Source organism: Runella sp. MFBS21 (genome assembly GCF_029433105.1).
In the GTDB taxonomy this organism is placed as follows: Bacteria; Bacteroidota; Bacteroidia; order Cytophagales; family Spirosomataceae; genus Runella.
The window spans coordinates 97,496-116,159 of sequence record NZ_JARNTW010000010.1 but is presented as its reverse complement, the minus strand read 5'-3'; the positions used below and the strand labels follow the sequence as shown (position 1 = coordinate 116,159).

General features: G+C 40.5%; 15 protein-coding genes. 8 read left to right on the top strand and 7 right to left on the bottom strand.

The window, feature by feature from the left end:
- Position 1: 1 nt before the first annotated feature.
- From P1X15_RS19190 to P1X15_RS19180, 3 genes are all read right to left on the bottom strand, one after another.
- Positions 2-535, bottom strand: coding sequence for a hypothetical protein (locus tag P1X15_RS19190; RefSeq protein ID WP_277339753.1), 534 nt, complete (start codon positions 533-535; stop codon positions 2-4).
- Between the two features lie 137 nt (positions 536-672).
- Complete coding sequence (locus P1X15_RS19185; RefSeq protein ID WP_277339752.1) at positions 673-1,209, bottom strand: collagen-like protein; 537 nt, start codon at positions 1,207-1,209, stop codon at positions 673-675.
- A gap of 341 nt (positions 1,210-1,550) precedes the next feature.
- Complete coding sequence (locus P1X15_RS19180; protein WP_277339751.1) at positions 1,551-1,889, bottom strand: LytTR family DNA-binding domain-containing protein; 339 nt, start codon at positions 1,887-1,889, stop codon at positions 1,551-1,553.
- A 261-nt stretch (positions 1,890-2,150) separates the two neighbouring features.
- On the opposite strand from P1X15_RS19180, the gene P1X15_RS19175 reads away from it, so the two are divergent.
- From P1X15_RS19175 to P1X15_RS19155, 5 genes are all read left to right on the top strand, one after another.
- Positions 2,151-5,429, top strand: coding sequence for a histidine kinase (locus P1X15_RS19175; protein WP_277339750.1), 3,279 nt, complete (start codon positions 2,151-2,153; stop codon positions 5,427-5,429).
- A 120-nt stretch (positions 5,430-5,549) separates the two neighbouring features.
- The gene (locus tag P1X15_RS19170) at positions 5,550-7,688 is read left to right on the top strand and encodes a histidine kinase (protein ID WP_277339749.1); all 2,139 of its coding nucleotides are present in this window, start codon (positions 5,550-5,552) and stop codon (positions 7,686-7,688) included.
- Positions 7,689-7,803: 115 nt separating this feature from the next.
- Entirely contained in the window at positions 7,804-9,615 is a 1,812-nt protein-coding gene (locus P1X15_RS19165; protein WP_277339748.1) for a histidine kinase, read from the top strand.
- Positions 9,616-9,637: 22 nt separating this feature from the next.
- Positions 9,638-10,384: a LytTR family DNA-binding domain-containing protein gene (locus P1X15_RS19160; protein WP_277339747.1), complete on the top strand. Its 747-nt coding sequence runs from the start codon at positions 9,638-9,640 to the stop codon at positions 10,382-10,384.
- 126 nt (positions 10,385-10,510) lie between these two features.
- Positions 10,511-10,903: a LytTR family DNA-binding domain-containing protein gene (locus tag P1X15_RS19155; RefSeq protein ID WP_277339746.1), complete on the top strand. Its 393-nt coding sequence runs from the start codon at positions 10,511-10,513 to the stop codon at positions 10,901-10,903.
- Here the strand turns inward: P1X15_RS19155 and P1X15_RS19150 are convergent.
- The 4 genes from P1X15_RS19150 to P1X15_RS19135 form a co-directional block, all read right to left on the bottom strand.
- A complete protein-coding gene (locus tag P1X15_RS19150) occupies positions 10,814-13,618 on the bottom strand; it encodes a CHAT domain-containing protein (protein WP_277339745.1) in 2,805 nt (934 codons plus the stop codon). The genes P1X15_RS19155 and P1X15_RS19150 overlap by 90 nt on opposite strands.
- 30 nt (positions 13,619-13,648) lie before the next feature.
- Positions 13,649-15,025 carry a S8/S53 family peptidase gene (locus P1X15_RS19145; RefSeq protein WP_277339744.1) on the bottom strand — a complete coding sequence of 459 codons (1,377 nt, stop codon included), beginning with the start codon at positions 15,023-15,025 and terminating at the stop codon, positions 13,649-13,651.
- Positions 15,026-15,060: 35 nt separating this feature from the next.
- Positions 15,061-15,789, bottom strand: coding sequence for a hypothetical protein (locus P1X15_RS19140; protein WP_277339743.1), 729 nt, complete (start codon positions 15,787-15,789; stop codon positions 15,061-15,063).
- A gap of 76 nt (positions 15,790-15,865) precedes the next feature.
- A complete protein-coding gene (locus tag P1X15_RS19135) occupies positions 15,866-16,453 on the bottom strand; it encodes an RNA polymerase sigma factor (protein ID WP_277339742.1) in 588 nt (195 codons plus the stop codon).
- A 145-nt stretch (positions 16,454-16,598) separates the two neighbouring features.
- Between P1X15_RS19135 and P1X15_RS19130 the strand changes: the two genes are divergently transcribed.
- Genes P1X15_RS19130 through P1X15_RS19120 form a run of 3 tightly spaced genes read left to right on the top strand, consistent with a single transcriptional unit; the run spans position 16,599 to position 18,530 of the window.
- A complete protein-coding gene (locus tag P1X15_RS19130) occupies positions 16,599-17,072 on the top strand; it encodes an RDD family protein (RefSeq protein ID WP_277339741.1) in 474 nt (157 codons plus the stop codon).
- Entirely contained in the window at positions 17,072-17,449 is a 378-nt protein-coding gene (locus P1X15_RS19125; protein WP_277339740.1) for a DUF2752 domain-containing protein, read from the top strand. The genes P1X15_RS19130 and P1X15_RS19125 overlap by 1 nt, the downstream gene beginning before the upstream one ends.
- A 58-nt stretch (positions 17,450-17,507) precedes the next feature.
- Complete coding sequence (locus tag P1X15_RS19120) at positions 17,508-18,530, top strand: low specificity L-threonine aldolase (protein WP_277339739.1); 1,023 nt, start codon at positions 17,508-17,510, stop codon at positions 18,528-18,530.
- The last annotated feature ends 134 nt before the right edge of the window (positions 18,531-18,664 follow it).

Here is an 18,664-nt window from a genome sequence, read left to right as displayed (position 1 = left end):
GTTATTTGGTTGCATTGATAATAAACGCCCCATAAGATGCATCCGTAGCCGAAGTAATGCGTGGAAAAGTAGTAGTTCCAAAACCAAAAATAGCTGCCCAACCTAATGCCTCTTGTGCTCTGTCACGAGCTGTAGTACCCACGATGATGTTGTCGGACGTGAGCGTGAGGGCATTATTGTTGAGGGTATATGTGAAACTAACTACATCTTCCTTGGTGCTTTGGTCGATGAATACGACTTTCTTTATGCCGTTTACGGTTTCGTTTCGATAGTTGTAGGTGGCATTGCCCATCGTAACGGTACCTGTACTAAAATCCAGTAAATCATTAGGAAAACGAGTAGTAGTACCCTTCGGATTATAGGCGCCATTGGCAGTATATTTCAATTCCAGTTGAATATTGTTCATTTTGTAAGTACCCAATAGAGGCCAAGCGGCTTCCACTGCACTCTGAAATAGGCCACAACTTGTAAGAAAGGTAGCAAGAAAAATAGCCGCTAAAGCAGTGCTATAAAAGGGACGAATTTGAGATTTCATGGCCATTCAATGTTTTGATAGACTATCTTGGATTATGTTTTCTTGGACAGTTACGAGCATGGCATTCCCATGACGCGCTTTGATGTAGCGTGTAAGGTGGGATAATGTTTTACACCTAAAAACTGAGGACTATACCTTTAATCAGGCAAATTGTAGTAAGCTTTTACCTCTTCGTATTTGGAATAATCAACGGCAGCTTTACGGCCATTACGCAAGTCGGATACTGGAATGATAATAATTCTTGTTGCATTGAATGTCTGACTTACGGTAGTGTTGTCCGTTCTTCTTATTGCTACTACTGAATTCGCACTAGGCCGAATAATAGTCCGGTACTCATAAGAACCATCAAAAACACCTGGTATAGGATACCAATAACCTAACGCATTTTGCAAATATAAAAGAAGGACTGACTTCCCTATCATATCTGCTGTTATGCCTGTTAGTGTGTAAGTAACTTCAATATTAGCGACTGGATTAAATACCCGTGAGCCATAGGTGAATTGTATCACATTGGCGTTGCCATTCTGCCCCGCAGGGCCTTGAGCACCAGTATCCCCTTTAGGCCCTTGTGCACCAGCGGGCCCTGGCTCTCCCTGTGACCCAGGGCAAGCAGTCAACAAAAATACCATAGAAGCACTTATAAGTGCTAGCGAGAGGAAGCGTAGTTTTTTCATTATGAGTACGTATTGTTTACCGCCGTCGCGGTGAGATTGAGTTTTAAAACATTTCAAAGGTCGGGCATAAATAGCCTCTACAAAATCCCCAATTTTGGTGAATGGCTGTATTAGAAAAATTATTACTTTATATCTATAGATATAGATTATTATAAAGGCAAACCAATCCCCTGCCACACCTAGTGAGGAGAAGCGAATCAGAATTTTGGTCAATCAATTTATCTACTTATAGAATACTCCTAAACATTTATCCCTAACTGGTAAGTGGAATAGTCTGAAAGCTTTTTGGGGAAAGGTCAAAAGAGTATTTCATAAGTAATTAGCGTTCTTTTAAGCTACAGCTAGGCAGATTTTTGATAATTTTTGAATATATTTTTCACTTCCGTGTATCGTCGCCTTGCAATGGGCAACCTCATTCCGTTGGTAAGCAAGAGCATTTTTTGCCGAGCTAGTATCTTTGCCAAATACTGCACATTGATTACGTAAGATTTATGAATCCGTATAAACTGAGGAGGAAGATTTTGATGTAGAAGCTGGATATTTTGGGTCACTACCGCAAAACGTCCATTGAGCATCACTACCCGACTATAGTTACCGTCTCCTTCAATATGGACGATTTCTTCTGTCACGGTTTTTTCTACCAGTTTTTGTGGTTTCAAAGAGGGTAAATTGGTTTCCATAAAAGATACAAGTTTAGTCTAAACTTGATACTAAGGTAGAAGTAGTGGACAACGAGTTCCATTCAACTCGGGTGAGTTGTGCGTTTTTTTGGGTGAATGAACTTGTTTAGTAGGCGAACGGCCATTTTTATTTTTTATAAAAGAAGCCTTATCCTGAGGTCGTTTATGTCTCTCCCTCACAAATCCGACCATTCGCCCTAGAGATTCAGCATTTGAGGTTCTTATTCTTTCACATCCCCTTTTTACTATCTAAATTAGAATTTGAAAAAGTACTACATGTTGGCTCATCGATTCGTTTACACTGCTTTTATTTTTATTTGGGCTTTGATTTATGTTAAAGCCCAACGTGTTGAGACTATATTCCTAGCTCCTTCTAAAGTGATTGTGGGAGAGCCATATTTAAGATTTGACCCATTTACCGTCGAAAATGATATTTTAAAACAAGCATTTTCCAAAGAAATGAGAATGCAAGACCGAGAAGGGTATCTGTGGTTTATAGCCGACAATCAGACCTTGATACGCTACGACGGGCATTATTCTAAAGTTTATGATTCTCTGCCTTATTATGGTATCAATATCACACCCAAAGGTCAGGTATGGTCGCTTACCGATAAGGGCGTGGCGCTGTATTCTCCTATCAATGAAAAATTTGAATTTTTCCACACTCCTCTCGTCCAAAATTATCAAGTGTGGGGATATACTTCGGCGGCCGACGGTAAAATCTATTTTTTGTTTCCTGCTACCTCCAACAACGTCCGTGCACCTGTATTTGAATTTAATCCTCAAAACAAGAAATTTAGACACATTAAGCTTCCTGCTATTCTCAATGGCTACACCCAACAATATGATTCTGATACCTCATTGGTGCTCCTAAAACCCTTACATACAGATGCCAAAGGCAGGGTGTGGGGTGTAGTGTATACCGCATCCGACAAGCACCTTCCTCACTCTTGTCTTGGATATTATCACCCTGGTAGCAATGTACTCATCCGCTATCCCTTAGGAAATGCCCATGACCCTGATTCCAAAAGCAAAACGCAAGCCTTTCAAGAGCTTGATATCAATAGTGTATTGACAGATTCGAGTGCCCAAAACGTGTGGGTAGGGGCATGGGGGCATTATGGGCTTCTTCGCTTCCACCTCCCAAGTGCCACTTGGAAGCAGTATCATTTCCCAAATTTAGATGCCAACCAGATTTATCAACTTAACCCTTTCACAAACCACAAAATACTTCTTATCTCTAAGCAAGGAGTGACTATATTTGATACTCTTTCTAAAACGCTCCATCTCTATCCCCACATTCTGGGCGACAAATTTTCTCCACCAACTCACCCAAATTCTGCATTTATAGGCCACCGGCATACAGTGTGGATAGGCAAAGAAATCGCTAATGGCGATGCTTCTGTCGCTTATCTGAATCTCGAAAATCAGCTCTTCAAAAGAATTCCCCTCAAAATACAATATGATAAAGTACGAATACTGTGTCAATACCAAGGGTATTTGTATTTTACATACGAAACCCCGCAAGGATTTGTACTCGCCCGCTACAACGAAAAAAGTGGGCAAACAACCTCCCTTCTCAGACAACCTATTCCTAAAAAACCAGAACAAATCATCAATCAAGCGTATGCAGATAGTATCAATCAGGTCATTTGGTTTGTGGGCAAAATAGAGGGAGGCAGTATATGGCAGTGGGATTTAAGACAGCAACGAATGCTCAATATCAAAGTACCTATCCAAAACACCCTATGGCATACCAATGAACTTTATCAAGTAATGAGTATTGCTTCCGATAAAGCCGGAAATATATGGATACCCGTCACATACACTAGTCCCAGCACCGAAGGGTTGCTCATCAAATACAACGCTACCGCTCGTACTTTTACCAATATAAAAAGTATAGAAAAGGAAATAAATAATCAACGCCTCAGGTGCGCTATGGTCGACCACAGAGGGATAGTATGGATGGGGAGCTGGGACGACAACTTCGTACGGTGGTATGATCCTAAAACCGATAAATTAATTCTTAAAGATGCTATTTACAAAAGTTCGCCTGTCACCAATATTTCTATTAATAAAATAGTAGAAGACCCCAAAAGAGGAGTAGTCTGGATTGCCGCTACTGATCACGGACTTTGGAAGTATGATTTTTCGACGGACCAATGGCAGCGTGTGACTCTCGACCCCAAAGATGTTATTACTAATATTCACCTTACCGATGACGGCTCAGTATGGTTAAAAAGTGCCAATGCACTCATACAGTATATTCCCGAAACGGGTCAAATTAAGTACTTAGGTGCCGAATATGATTTACGGGTTTTTCAGTTTGGAACGTTTGTAAAGGGAGATAAAGGTGAGCTTTTTTTTGACAAGTTTAGATTTTACCCCTCCGATATTCGTCGTACAAAACAAACCCCTAAAGTCATTTTCAGTTTTTTAAAGGTATTTGACAAAGAACTACCTCTGACAAAAAATCTTAATTTAACATCTCAAATTACCCTAGATTATAACCAAAACTTCTTTACCATTGGCTTCTCTGCTTTATCGTACACTCAAAACCATAAAAATCAGTACGCTTATCGACTCATAGGCTTCAACAAAGAATGGGTGATGTGTGGCAACATCCCTTTGGCTACCTTCACCAATGTACCGCCTGGAAAATACACCCTCCAAATCAAAGGGGCTAATTTTGAGGGAACTTGGGGAAAGATTCGCACTATTAGTATCATCATTGAGCCACCTTTTTGGAAAACTTGGTGGTTTATATCCCTTTTAGCGGTAGCAGCAGCGGCCATTATTTATACTCTTTATCGATATAGGCTAGCACAACAAACCCTCAAGAGCCGCCTTGAAGCCCAAGAAGCCCTGCGTCAACAACGAGAAGCACAATACCAACAGCACATCGCCCAAACAGAAATCGCGGCATTGAGAGCACAAATGAACCCCCACTTTATTTTCAATTGCCTTAATTCTATCCAGTATTTTGCGGCTCGTAACGATGCCGATACGGCTTCCGAATACCTGAGCAAGTTTTCGAGACTCATCAGACTTGTGTTAGAAAATTCTCGTTCCGAAAAAGTTACTTTATTGAATGAGCTCGAAACCCTCAAGCTTTATATTGAAATGGAAGCCATGAGGTTTCAACAAAAAGTAAGGTATCAATTTGAGGTAGATGCTTCGGTAGATACCGAAAATATTCAAATTCCCCCTCTTTTGATTCAGCCGTTTGTAGAAAATGCCATTTGGCATGGGCTCATGCACAAACCCGAAGGAGGCATGGTATCTATAAAGGTACAACAGCCCCACGACAACCTTCTTCGAGTGATGGTGATAGATGACGGCGTAGGAAGAGCCAAAGCTGCCCAATTTAAGAGCAAGTCGGCGACTAAACAAAAATCATTTGGCATGAAAGTAACTGCCGAGCGTATCGACCTTATCAACCAATTTTATAAGACTCACTCCAAAATTCAAATTGTGGATTTGAAAGATGCTTTTGACAAAGCACAAGGAACAAAAATCATTATCGAAATTCCGCTCTAATTTCCATTTACTCAAAATCGATACCATTCGTGCGCTGTTTTAGACAATCTACCCGACCTTAATGGTGGATGTTTTTTTTCTGGTTTAACTTGCCTAACTGTTTTTTATATTTATAAACACTTGAAAAATATTGCCCAAAATATACTCTGTGCTCTACTGTTTACGGCCTGCTATATGAATACCATGGCGCAAGAAGTAAGCAGCCCTCGTTTGCTCAATGTAGATAAACGATTTAATCTGAGTTATGTCGATTCTATCAAAAAGGAGCATTTCTATTACTTGACTCAGCTCTCAAAAATTCCTAAAGCCATTACGCGCGATACTTTAAAATTGAAAACGTACGTGTATTTAGCCTATTTATATACTTACACGTCTATCACCCAAAGAGACAGCTCGCTCTACTGGGCCAACCAAACTATCGAAGAAGCCTCACATCTCAAAAACAATTTTTATAAGGCCGAAGGAATGATAAAAAAAGCGGAATTTTTGGAAAGATTTCGTTCCAATTATCAAGAATCCGTTGAGATCCTAAACAACGTCCTTTTTATTCCAAACATTACTTCCAAGCAGCGCTTCTTTGTGCGTCGCCTCATTGGGGTGATTTATGCTAAAACCGACAACCCCAACGCGACCTCTTACATCGAAACCCTCATAAGTGATATAAAAAAAACTTTCGTTGACGAAAAACAGCGCGCCCCCGACCTTTATAATTTGTACATCGCCCTTGCCGAAACCAACGAAAGGAAAAAACATTTTGCGGTTTCGTTGGAGGCCTATCTCCATGCGCTCGAAGAAGTCAAAAAATTCAATCAAGGAATTGGACTGGCTTATTTGTATGCTTCTATTGCCCAATCTTACATTGAGCTAGAGAGATATACTGAAGCCGAAAACTCTATCAATCAAGCCAAAGCACTTTTTGATAAACTTCAAATTCCGCTCGATGAGAGCATCAATTTTACCACCGCCCGAATGCACCTAAAAAAAAAGGAATATGACAAAGCCGCTACCAAAGGAGAAACAATTTTAGTCAATGTCGTAGCTCGGAAGTTTAAGAAATATTCTAATGTTTATAAAGAAGCTTCCAAGATTTTGTATGATTCTTACCTAGGATTGGGAGATTATGAAAAAGCCCTGTTTCATTATCAAAACTACATTTTAATCAAAGATTCGCTCGAAGTTGTTAAAAAAAGTAAAGAAATAGATGAGCTTATCAAGAAGTATGATATCCAGCAAGTAAAATCTGACAACGAAAAACAAATACTCGCCAAAAACAATCAAATCCAGCAACTGTCGCTTTCTCAATACAAAAATGAAATCGAGAATCAACGCCTCAAAGAAGTACTTCTACAAGAAAAACTAGAAAAGGAACAGGTCATCAGCCAAGACCAAGCCAAAAACCTAGAGCGACTCACCGAAAAACGCCGCTACGAAGACCGACTCGAAAAATTGACGATTCAGCAATTAGAAGAAAAACTTTCATTTCAAGAACAAAACCGGAATTTGTGGTTTGGACTAACAGTGATTACATTGCTTCTTGTAGGAGCAGGTATGATAGTAATGGTGTATCAATCAAAACAAAAATATAAATTTAAACAGCGAGAAGCCGAATACCAACAACGCATTGCCCAAACCGAAATTTCGGCATTAAGAGCGCAAATGAATCCTCATTTTATCTTCAACTGCCTCAACTCCATTCAGTACTATGCCGCTCGCAACGAGGCCGATACCGCCTCCGATTACCTTACTAAGTTTTCGCGACTTATCAGGCTTGTCTTAGAAAACTCTCGTTCCGAAAAAGTAACCCTTACCAACGAACTCGAAACGCTACGTTTGTATATCGAAATGGAAGCCATGAGATTTCAGCAAAAAGTCCGCTATCAAATCCAAGTCGCCCCCTCAATCGATACCGATCTCATTCAGATTCCACCGCTGTTGCTACAGCCTTTTGTCGAAAATGCCATTTGGCACGGTCTGATGCACAAAGAAGAAGGCGGCACTGTCGCAATCGCCGTCACCCAACCTGACGATAGCCACCTTCAGGTCATTATTTGTGATGATGGCGTGGGCCGGGCCAAAGCTGCTGAATTCAAAAGCAAATCGGCCACCAAACATAAGTCTTTTGGGATGAAAGTAACCGCCGAACGAATCGAACTCATCAATCAAATTTACCATACTCATACCTATATCAAAATAGAAGATATGACTAATGTGCAAGGCGAGGCTGAAGGAACCAAAGTAATTGTAAATATTCCTTTATAACTAAGCCTATTTATCTCAATATGAAGCCATTTCAAGCCTCCTAAAAAGATTGAATATTCTTAAAATCCCATATTTTACTACTAACTTATGTGCCCATAATCATCTACCTACTACTTTGAAAAAAAAATATTCACATATTATCCTCCTAGGGCTTCTACTACCTTCTTCGGCAGTGTTTGCTTCGGTAGATATACTCTTCCAAAAAATCCGCTTACTCCAAAAACGCTCCCCTTCTTATCAGCGAGATACAAGCCTAGTAATGGCCTATTGCCAAATAGCTCATCATTACCAGTTTAAAAATGTAGATACGGTAGCTAGTTTTGCTCGCAAAGCTTTGCTACTTTCTCAAGAAATTAAATGGATAGAAGGACAAATAAGAGCAATGCACGAACAAAGCAATTATTTGGTATTTGACGGACGCTACCCCAATGTGATGGACCTTTCAAGACGAGGCCTTACCCTGTCTCAGGCCATAGGGTGGCCATTGCACGAAGCGCATGCCTTACGATTTATTGGCGATTGTCATGCCGAATTTAAGCAATGGGATTCGGCCAAGGTTTATTATAATAAGGCCATTGTGATTTTTAAAAAACTTAAAAACGATAGCATGGTGGTACGTTGTAAAGTAAACTTTGGAGATATATACCGAGGTCAGCAAGATTTTGCGCAGGCGACGTATTATTATCAATCTGCCCTAAAAGACTATCAACGTGCCAAATCTGACTTTGGGATAGGCCTCGTCAACTGGAGTTTGGGCTATCAAAAAGTAATGCAGAATGATTTGGACTCTGCCATTATTCATTTTCAAAAAGTAAAAGTCATTGCTGACAAATTAGAAAATGTATTTGCCCAAGGAGCTATTTTCAATGAAATGGCGGGGCTTTATCTAAGACGCGATCAATTCAAAGAAGCCATTTATTATGCCCAAGAAGCGTTAAAATATTCCCAGAAATACCATTCGAGCCAACAGATTTTTTGGTCTTATTACCTATCTACTCATACCTACAGAGCATTGGGAGATTATCAAAAAGCGCTAGAATACTCTTTACTTTCTTTGGATCAAAAAGACTCTATGTTTTATGAAAACTTCGAAAGTCGTATTGAGCTTTACAAAGCTCAGTACGAAAAAGATAGGCTACTCCAAAAACAAGCCTCCGAAGCCCAAGACATCAGTCGCCTGTTTTTGATTATTGCTTTTTTGTTGGTAGCTTTTGTCATTATTTTATTATACCGAAACAGCCTCCTAGCTGAGAAAAAAGAAAAGCAAGAAGCCGAATATCAGCAGCGTATCGCCCAGACCGAAATCGCTGCTCTGCGCGCTCAGATGAATCCGCATTTTATTTTTAATTGTCTTAATTCCATACAATACTACGCCGCCCACAACAACTCCGATACCGCCTCCTCTTATCTGAGCAAATTTGCCAAACTCATCAGGCTGGTTTTAGAAAACTCCCGCTCCGAAAAAGTAACCCTTTCTAATGAACTTGAAACCCTACAGCTATACATTGAAATGGAAGCGATGAGATTCCAACAAAAATTTAGTTATAAAATCAACATTGCACCTTCTGTCGATACGGATACTATCCAAATCCCCCCTTTATTGATTCAGCCTTTTGTCGAAAATGCCATTTGGCATGGCCTGATGCACAAAGAAGAAGGCGGCACCGTCATTATCGATGTACAGCACCAAAGCGATCACCTACTCATTGTGACCGTGACAGATGATGGGGTAGGGCGCGCCAAAGCAGCTGAGTTTAGAAGCAAATCGGCTACCAAACATAAGTCTTTTGGGCTGAAAGTCACCGCCCAACGTATAGAGCTTATCAATCAAATTTATCATACCAATACCAATATCAAAATCGAAGATTTAATGGATATGCATGGCAACGCCCTCGGCACCAAAATCGTTGTCCAAATTCCTATCTAGTACCTCTAATCCTTCTGTAATTATGTTACGAGCCGTTATTATTGATGATGAACCAAACGCTGTGAATCTACTAGCACTTAGATTATCACAACATTGCCCCCATATTGAGATTGTAGCTACTTGTACCAGTAGTTTATTGGGTATCGAAGCTATCAAAACTCACCGTCCTGAGATTTTGTTTTTAGATATCGAAATGCCCCAAATGAACGGATTTCAAGTACTAGAAGAAGTGGCCGATATTCCTTTTTCATTAGTTTTTGTGACAGCCTACGATCGTTTTGCCCTCAAGGCATTCAAATACAGCGCACTTGATTATCTACTCAAACCCATTGATACCCAAGAGCTGATAGAGGCCATCAACAAAATTGAGAAGCAACGTCAGACCGATCCTCTCCAAATTCAACACCTCAAACAACAAATGGCTCCCAACGCCAAAACATTGCCTGAGCGTATCGCTTTGCCTTATCAAAATGGCGTAACGTTTGCTTCTATTCAAGACGTACTATATTGCGAAGCTGACGACAACTACACTCGTTTTCATCTCAAAGACGGGCAGCAATATTTAGTGACCAAAACCCTCAGAGATGTGCAAGAGCTGCTCGAAGAACGGGATTTTTTAAGGGTACATCGCCAGTATCTTATCAATCTTAATCACATCAAAAAATTTGTAAAAGGCGAAGGGAGCTACATCATCATGGACAACGACCTTAGCATACCAGTATCAAGAGGACAAAAAGATAGACTGATGGAGCGTTTTGGGTGGTTTTAAATGCTAAAGTTGATATTTGACCAAGACACGTCTTAGGATTTTTTATTGCGTTTTAAATCATTTTTTGTTTGCCAGCAAATATGCTTTTACGACTAAGTAGGTAGAAACATTTACTATCCTACTATCATGCAAACACTCCTGCTCCCTTTTCCAAAACAACGACTCGATGTTCCGCTAGATGATATCATTCGCTTAGAAGGTGCCCGAAATTATACGAAAGTAACATTCACTGACGGGAACGAAATCATCGTATCCAAAACACTTAAAGCTTTAGAGCCTTTTTTATCGGTGGAGTTTATCCGTATCCACCGTTCTTTTGTTATCAACACTCGTCATCTTATCAAAAAAGGGCCAACGGGTTTTTTATATATGAGCGACGGCGTCAGACTTAAACCTTCGCGTCGGAAAAAGAAAGAAATCAAAAAGGCTTTAGAAAGCATTGCGCCTTCTCCACAAAATACCAATTACTATCACTACGAGCAATCCTCCCAACCAATACAAAGGCTGCTGCGATGGTAAAGCAGTAGCGCTACCTACTAGCAACACTCCTGCCCACTGCGAGGGGAGCTTATCAGCGGCACTACCTTGTGCAAGCCATTCGAGTTTTGCTTTTTGGAGTGCCTCATCTTTGGGAAAGCCTTCTCGAAGAAACTTATAAAAAGACTCGGCCAGGGCATAAGTAGGTTTATCTTCGACCTGCCACAAGGTAGTAACAGTACTCAAAATACCCAATGCCGCAAATCCTCGTGCAAGGCTATAAACACCCTCGCCTCGTTGATTATGACCGATGCCCGTCTTACAAGCTGAAAGTACCAACAAATCGGTATTAAACTGCCCTAAGCGGCTAAGTTCGGAGAGAACCAAAGTCGAATCAACAAAATAAATTTTTGGCTCAGTAGCTTCGGCACTATCAGCATCTGCATGGGTAAAAAGCTGAATAATGCGTGATTTAGGAGCGTAAGTCAGGAAATTTGCTTTAGTAGCTTCTTTTTGAACAAACTTTTGCCCCCACCAAAAATGCTCTCTTACTTTTTCTAAGGATTCTTCAGAACCTTTAAGCATAGCTTGTCCACTTTCAAACGCCACGGGAGCCATCCCCAAAAACCCTTTTTTCTCCAAACCTTCCCATAGTAGGCGAAGCTTCTGAAAAATTGAGGTCGTAGGTTCTTTAAAGGTACCCATTGTTGATAAAAATCGTGCAGAATAGGTATAGCTAACTGCTTGATGCTTTACCAAAAAATCGTCGGAAGTAGGAGAAACAAGGAGAGCTTCGAAAGGTAAAAATTCGCCATCCGAGGCAACAATCACTCTCTGTTCCGACACCCCTATGGGTTTCCAGAGTTTATGATATAATTCATAGGCTAATCTTTGGAAGGTGGGGTATTGGGCATTAAGTACAGCCCTGTTGGCAGAAATATTCAGAAATTCATGCGCTTGACGGTGATATTCTTGAGATGAAAGCGGCAGTTTGAGCAGCTTTGTCGTGGAGGCCTTCACGGTGAGGGCATACAAGGCACTATCACCCACAAAAAAAGAAACAAAAGCTTGATTTTTGGCCAATATCTGTTCTCTAAGATACTTAAGAGACATGACACCATTGTCATATTTATAGCGATAATAGGCAGGATTAGTAGTTTCGAGTGAGCGAACAAATGCTTCCCACTCGCTTTGATACTGATATAGTTTGGCTTGGTCAGTCGCCAATGCCTTGGCAGTTTTTTGGGTTGAAACGAGTTTCTCTTGTAAGTCTGTAATTTGCTGACGTAGCTGGGCTTCTTGTTCACGCTGCTGCGAGCTAAGTTGTTGATTAGCGCCAAGCTCATTGAGTTTATCTGCCAACAAAACTGCCTTTGATTTTTCTAAAAAATGAAAAGCTTGTTCTGTATTACCTCTCAAAAAACAAGCCTCTAAGGCGTGTTCATACATACTTCGGGTTTTGTTACGCCAAAAGAGCTTTGACTGAGAGCCTGTCTGTTCCCACCTCATAAAATCCACCATACTATCTGCAAGTGCATATGTTTTGATAGCATTGGATAGTTTTATGGAATCATTTTTGGTAGCCTTGGCGTAGTCTAGCCACGCATCTGCCTTGGCAGATATGAGCGAGATAAGATAAGATTTAGAAGCCGAAAATCTGATGGTATTGGCCGAAGGGTTGTGTTCAACGTTTTTATTGGCATAACCAATAGGCGCTTTTATTAAAGCATCCTGATAGGTTGACACAGCGGCTTTAAAGTCTTTTTTTTGATTATAAGTATTGGCAATATTCCCCAAGATTCGGGCATAGGCAAAGTCATCATTTACGTAATTAAGAGCTTGCCGATAATAATTGATAGCTTCATCATATTTTTTGAATTTGGAGAAATAAATATTCGCCATATTATTACAGACAGCACCACAATTATAGGCTGCATCACGGTCATCAGGTTTTATAAGTAATTGGCGCTGATAAGTGTGTAAAGCATTTTTGTAGAAAGACACAGCTTCTATCAATCGCCCTTGGGATTCGTTGATACTTGCTATTTGGGTCAAGGTAAATCCGATAATAGCAGTATCTTTACTTTGTAAGGCTATTTTTTCGGTACCTCTAATAATTACGGCAGCTTCATCAAAACGTTTGAGTATAATAAGTGCTTGAACTTTTTCGAGAAGATTATTTACCTGAAATGAGGTATTTGCCTGCATCTGAGCCAATCTTGCCCCGATTTCAGCGTATCTAATACAAGCCTGATAATCGCCTTTGACATTGTAGAGGTTGGCGAGCTGCTGATAGGCTTTCGGAATCTGTTCTTTGCGTTCGGGATAGCGCTCCCCATATTCAATTGTTTTTTTGAAAGCTACTTCTGCGGCCTCAGGATGATTCAGGAGCCTCTCGATTCGTCCTAGATTAAAATAGCTATTGGCGCAGTTGGCAGGTTTAGTGAGCTTTCCTCCTGAGGCATTGATATGAATCGCCTGCTGAGTGAGCTCTTTGGCTTGTTTCAAATCTCCTATGTACCAATAAGTTCGTCCTAATACGTGAATCACTTTGGCATACACAGAGTCTTGTTGATAGCGACAATCTTCACATTGCTTTTTGAGCAAAGTTGTTTTTTCGATAAGCTGATTCCCATTGAGCTGGGTCGATATAGTTTCGAGTTGTTGCCAAATAGCTATTCGGGGGGGGCACTGCCCTCTGAGCTGCAGTACCACCCCACACACAACCATAAGTAGGAGATTATAATAAGGCCTCATTCATATTTATTATGGCCAAATATATCCAAACTAAGGTCGTTTTACAATTTTTGATAATCTTGTTTTAGAAGCCGCAGGCATACCACTGATATTGCCCATATTGATACTATTGAGAAGGGCATTTTTGTCAGTACTTGGTGCTGACAAAATCGCAGATGCCGCTTTACCAGCCACTACTGGCGTGGCAAAAGAACTGCCCGTTCCCTGCAAAGTAAAATAAGGGTTGTCATATTTTATATAGCAATTTTTACTGGCCTCTACCGATACATCCACCAAAGTATTTGAATAGTTTTGATTGGGGCATATATCAAAACTGTTACGACTGTCGCTAAAAGCGGAAGTGACCACTATCATATTTTTAATCTCTTTGATAGACGCAGGATAGAATTTGAGTTTTCTAATCTCCAAATCGCGAGAGCTTGTATTGTCTAAGCCATCTATATAGGTATTTTTGTTGCCAGCGGCGACAAAAAACCAAGCTTCTGTTTGTTCAATATATGTTTTAATTAACCCCGAAGGAATAGAATCATTAGGAGCGTAGAAGCCCAAACTTGCATTGATAATATCCACTTTTTTGCCCTTCAATGATGACAATACACAGATAAAATTAAACAAAGTAGTATATCCGTCTTTATCCAAAACCTTAATAGGAATCACCTCTACATCGTTTCTTTTTTCTTGGGGGATAGCATCCATCAGCAATGTCGTCACAATCGTACCATGTTTAGTAGGGTCATCGTCAAATTGGCCAGCGGTACCTACAAAGTTAAAGTCAGTTTTGCCAGTACAAGGTTGCAACGAATGAGGCGTTAGGCTACCAAAATTAGCGTCATATCCTGTATCCAAAACGCCAATTTTCAATTTATTACCTCCTTCTTTTTGAGCAAATAGTTTTTCCTTGGGCTTGCCTTCGAGTGGGTTCTTCTCCCCAAAAACACGATAATTAGGGCTAAATTCTTTGATGGTTGAATCTTTTAGTTCAATAACCGTATTGCCCGCTGCCGAGCCTCCTCCCGAAACAATCACGATGTTTTCGGGGTCTCCACTTTTGTAAATGGATTTGATGGGAAAATTATCATACCTTCTGAGTAGTGGATCGCAAGTACAACTATCAATTGTGAGGGTTTTATGATATTTTCTGATGCTATCTTCAAAGCTCCTAATATGCCGAGCAGTAGTACCCTCTTTAAACCTAAACAAAAAACTCGTAGGCAGGCCGTTTTCTCCATCTACAATACCACATTCATTTTTATCTTTAATTTCTTTTGGATTTTTACATCCATAATACGCAGAATTGGAATCAGCTTCCCATACCAATATCCGATTTTCTTTGTTTGTTTCTTTTTTACAGCTTAGTGTTGCTACCAAAGCAATCAAGATGAAGCCAAGGGAAAAATAATGTTTCATCACTTATAGAGGTTTAAATATGAAAGATATACTATTCACTCCATCTCTTTCCACCCCTCTAATTTATTGGTTTTCACCTCCTTCAACAAACTTTCCGCTTTTATCTTATCAAGCGGTGTTTGTTTTTTCAAAAGCGCAATCGCTTCATAAAATTTCCCTGGATTAGAGACCAAATCAGTTCGGGCACCTAGACGATGAAAGTAACTAATCGCTTGGTCGTAATCTCCACTTCTGAGGCAAACAATGCCTAGTAGTTTTTCAAGTTCAGGATTGTTTTTATCCTTTTGATAAAGGTTTTCCCAAATCGCCTTGGCTGTTGCCAATTCACTATTATTATAGGCATTAATTCCCAACTTAAGACTATCTTGTTTTATATCTCCCATAGTAATGGGTAGCGTCACCAGATTTTGGCTAATATACTCGGTGGCCCATTCTTCAGTGGCTATCGAACGGCGGCTACGTGTCGGTTCTACTCCCAACCACACATACCAACTTATACCCAATGCCAACAATATCGAAGCTGCCACTGCCCATCCATAATATACCTGTCGCGCACGGCCTAGGGTTTGCTGTTGGCCTAAGGCGGTCAGTTCGGCCAATCTTCGCTGTCGGGCTTCTTTTTGAGCGGCCTGTTTTGCTTGAACATAAAAGGCTACTTCAGAGGCAAAATGTGGATCTTCTTGGAGGCTTTTCTCAAAAACTGTCTTTGCCTCATCCGAAAGTTGATTGTTATAATAATTATCAATAAGCTCTAGGTCTGTCATTTCTTTTTGATTTATTCTCAATACATTCCAATACTGTTGAAATCTTGAGATGCTCTATGATACGGATGTAAATCTCTTACCTTAGTTTATACTTTTCTTTGAGTTTTTCCAAGCATCTCAATCGGCTAGTTTTAGCTACAGCTGCGGTATTGTATCCCATCTGCTGGGCAATTTCTCCGTCCGAAAACCCCTCTCCCCATGCCAATATTATCCCACGACATTTATCTCCGATACTACGCAAATGCTGCTGCAATATCGCTATTTCATTTTCCGAAATGAGTTTCTGAACAATGGTCCGAGATTCGTCGGGAATCCATAGCAATGCATCATCCAAACCCTCTGTGTGATGGATGCCTGCTTTGTTAGTCGTACTTTTCCGAATAGCGTCAACACATTTGTTTGTAAATATTTGATACAGATAGGTTTTCACCTCCGAACGTCCCTCAAATCGCCCATTTACAACATGATCGATGACGGTCAGTATTGCATCCGAATAAGCACTCTGGGCATCATCATATGATATTTTGTGTTTAAATTGTGCTTCTCTGACTAAGTAGTGATACTTTTCATAAAGTTTGTTTTCATACAACTGTCTTCTTGAATCGCCCTCGCGGATGCCTTGTAAAATGTCATAGTCTTTGAGAGTTTTATTAAAGAAAAACATAGAAGTAATAGAATTAATAGAGGTTTAGGGCAGTAAAATGATAAACTTAGCAAAGAAAAACAACATATTCTTGCTTTTTAAGCAGAAAGTCTTTGATTTGCAATAGTTTACTTCTCTTTCCCTAAAACCTCAAACCATTTTTTGTATGGAAAAATCACAACTAGCTGGAGTGGGCAATCGCCTAGTCGCTCAAATTATCGACGGTGTCATTCTTACAATCGCCTTTAGTATTATTATTGTTCCTTTTGGAGGGTTTGCGGCTCTACTTGGAATGGGTGCCGACAACCTCAATGACTCCGAAGCAGCCGCCGCTATTGCCAGTTTTGCGGGGTTTAGTATTTTGGGTTTTGTATTATTTTCACTGGTAGCGCCCTTGCTCTATGAGGCAGTGATGCTCAGTTCTAGCAAACAAGCTACGCTTGGTAAAATTATTATGAAAGTGAAAGTAGTAAATGAGACTGGCGACCGCCTTACTTTTGGACAAGCACTCGGTCGCTCACTTATCAAGTACATCAGCGTCAATGTATGCTTCTTACTGTGGTTGTGGCCTCTTTTTAATCCAGAAGAGCAAAGTCTGCATGATTTGGTCATTAAAGGATATGTTTTAAGAAGTAACTAATGCTAAAAAAAATCACGCTAACGGTAACGGCCCTGTCCATTACCGTTTTTTATTTTTATTACAATCCTGCTATTTCTCATTTTGGTCCTCCTTGCCTTGTTCACAAAACCACTGGCTTATACTGCTGGGGATGCGGCGGGCAGCGGGCATTACATGCCTTGCTGCATGGTCATTTGAGGCAAGCACTTCATTTTAATCTTCTGATTTCTTTAGTAATTCCTATCTTATCAATTGTATTTGTAAGTGAGATTTTTGATATTCCCAACCTACGACGCCTCCTCTGGCATCGCTACACAGTTACTTTTGTCGGGATAGTGGTTAGTGTTTTTACCATTGTCCGAAATTTGAAAGGATTTGAGTTTTTGATTCCGGATTGACCTCAAAAATCTTTTGTATTTTTGCGCCTTTCTACATTTTCACCCCTCATCAACTCAAATGCTTATTGATCTCCGCTCCGACACCGTCACCAAACCTACTCCGTCAATGCTAGAAGCGATGTTTTCGGCAGCGGTAGGCGACGATGTTTTTGGCGACGACCCCACCGTCAATGCTTTACAAGAAAAAGCCGCCCGACTTTTTGGTATGGAAGCAGCTCTATTTTGCCCTTCTGGTACCATGACCAATCAACTCGCGATTCGGGTTCATACTCAGCCTGGCAGTGAAGTAATCTGTGATGCCCTTTCTCATATCTATCTTTATGAAGGCGGCGGCATAGCCCTCAATGCACTCAGTTCGGTTAAGCTTCTCACAGGCGACAGAGGCCGCATCAACGCCGCTCAAATCAAAGATGCGATCAACAACCCCGACGATGTACATGCACCCGTATCTCGTTTGGTTTCGCTCGAAAACACCATGAACAAAGGGGGTGGGTGCTATTATGAATTGAGTGCTATTGAAGACATCAAAGAAGTATGTACCCAATATTCCCTCGCTTTGCACCTAGATGGCGCACGTCTGTTTAATGCCTTGGTCGAAACCAACGAATCTCCTTCTGATTACGGGCAATCGTTTGATAGCATTAGTATTTGCTTATCCAAAGGTCTTGGGTGCCCAGTAGGTTCATTGTTGATAGGAAAAGCTGATTTTATAAAAAAAGCCCGCCGTTTTCGCAAAGCAATGGGCGGTGGATGGCGCCAAGCAGGCTATTTGGCAGCAGCCGGCATTTATGCTTTAGATCACCATATTCTGCGCTTACGCGACGACCATGCGAGGGCGAAGGCTATTGGGCAAATGCTCCGACACCTTCCTGAGATAGAAGAAATCTACCCGATTGATACCAACATTGTCATATTTCGTTTGCCCGATTCAATCCTTGCTACCGACTACGTAGCCAAACTCTCACAAAAAGATATTGCAGCCGTTACTTTTGGTAAACATTTGGTACGATTTGTGACACACTTAGATTTTACGGATATGCAGCTCGAAGAATTGGGAAAAAGCCTGAAAAAAGTTATCTAACGGTCAAAAAACACGTATTTCTACGCACTAAAAACTCCACAAAAGTTGGCACTTTTGTTGCTGTAATTTTTGTGTATTTTTTATAAACCTTTTTAGGTGTTTTACTGTATAAATAATAAAGATAAATAAAATTT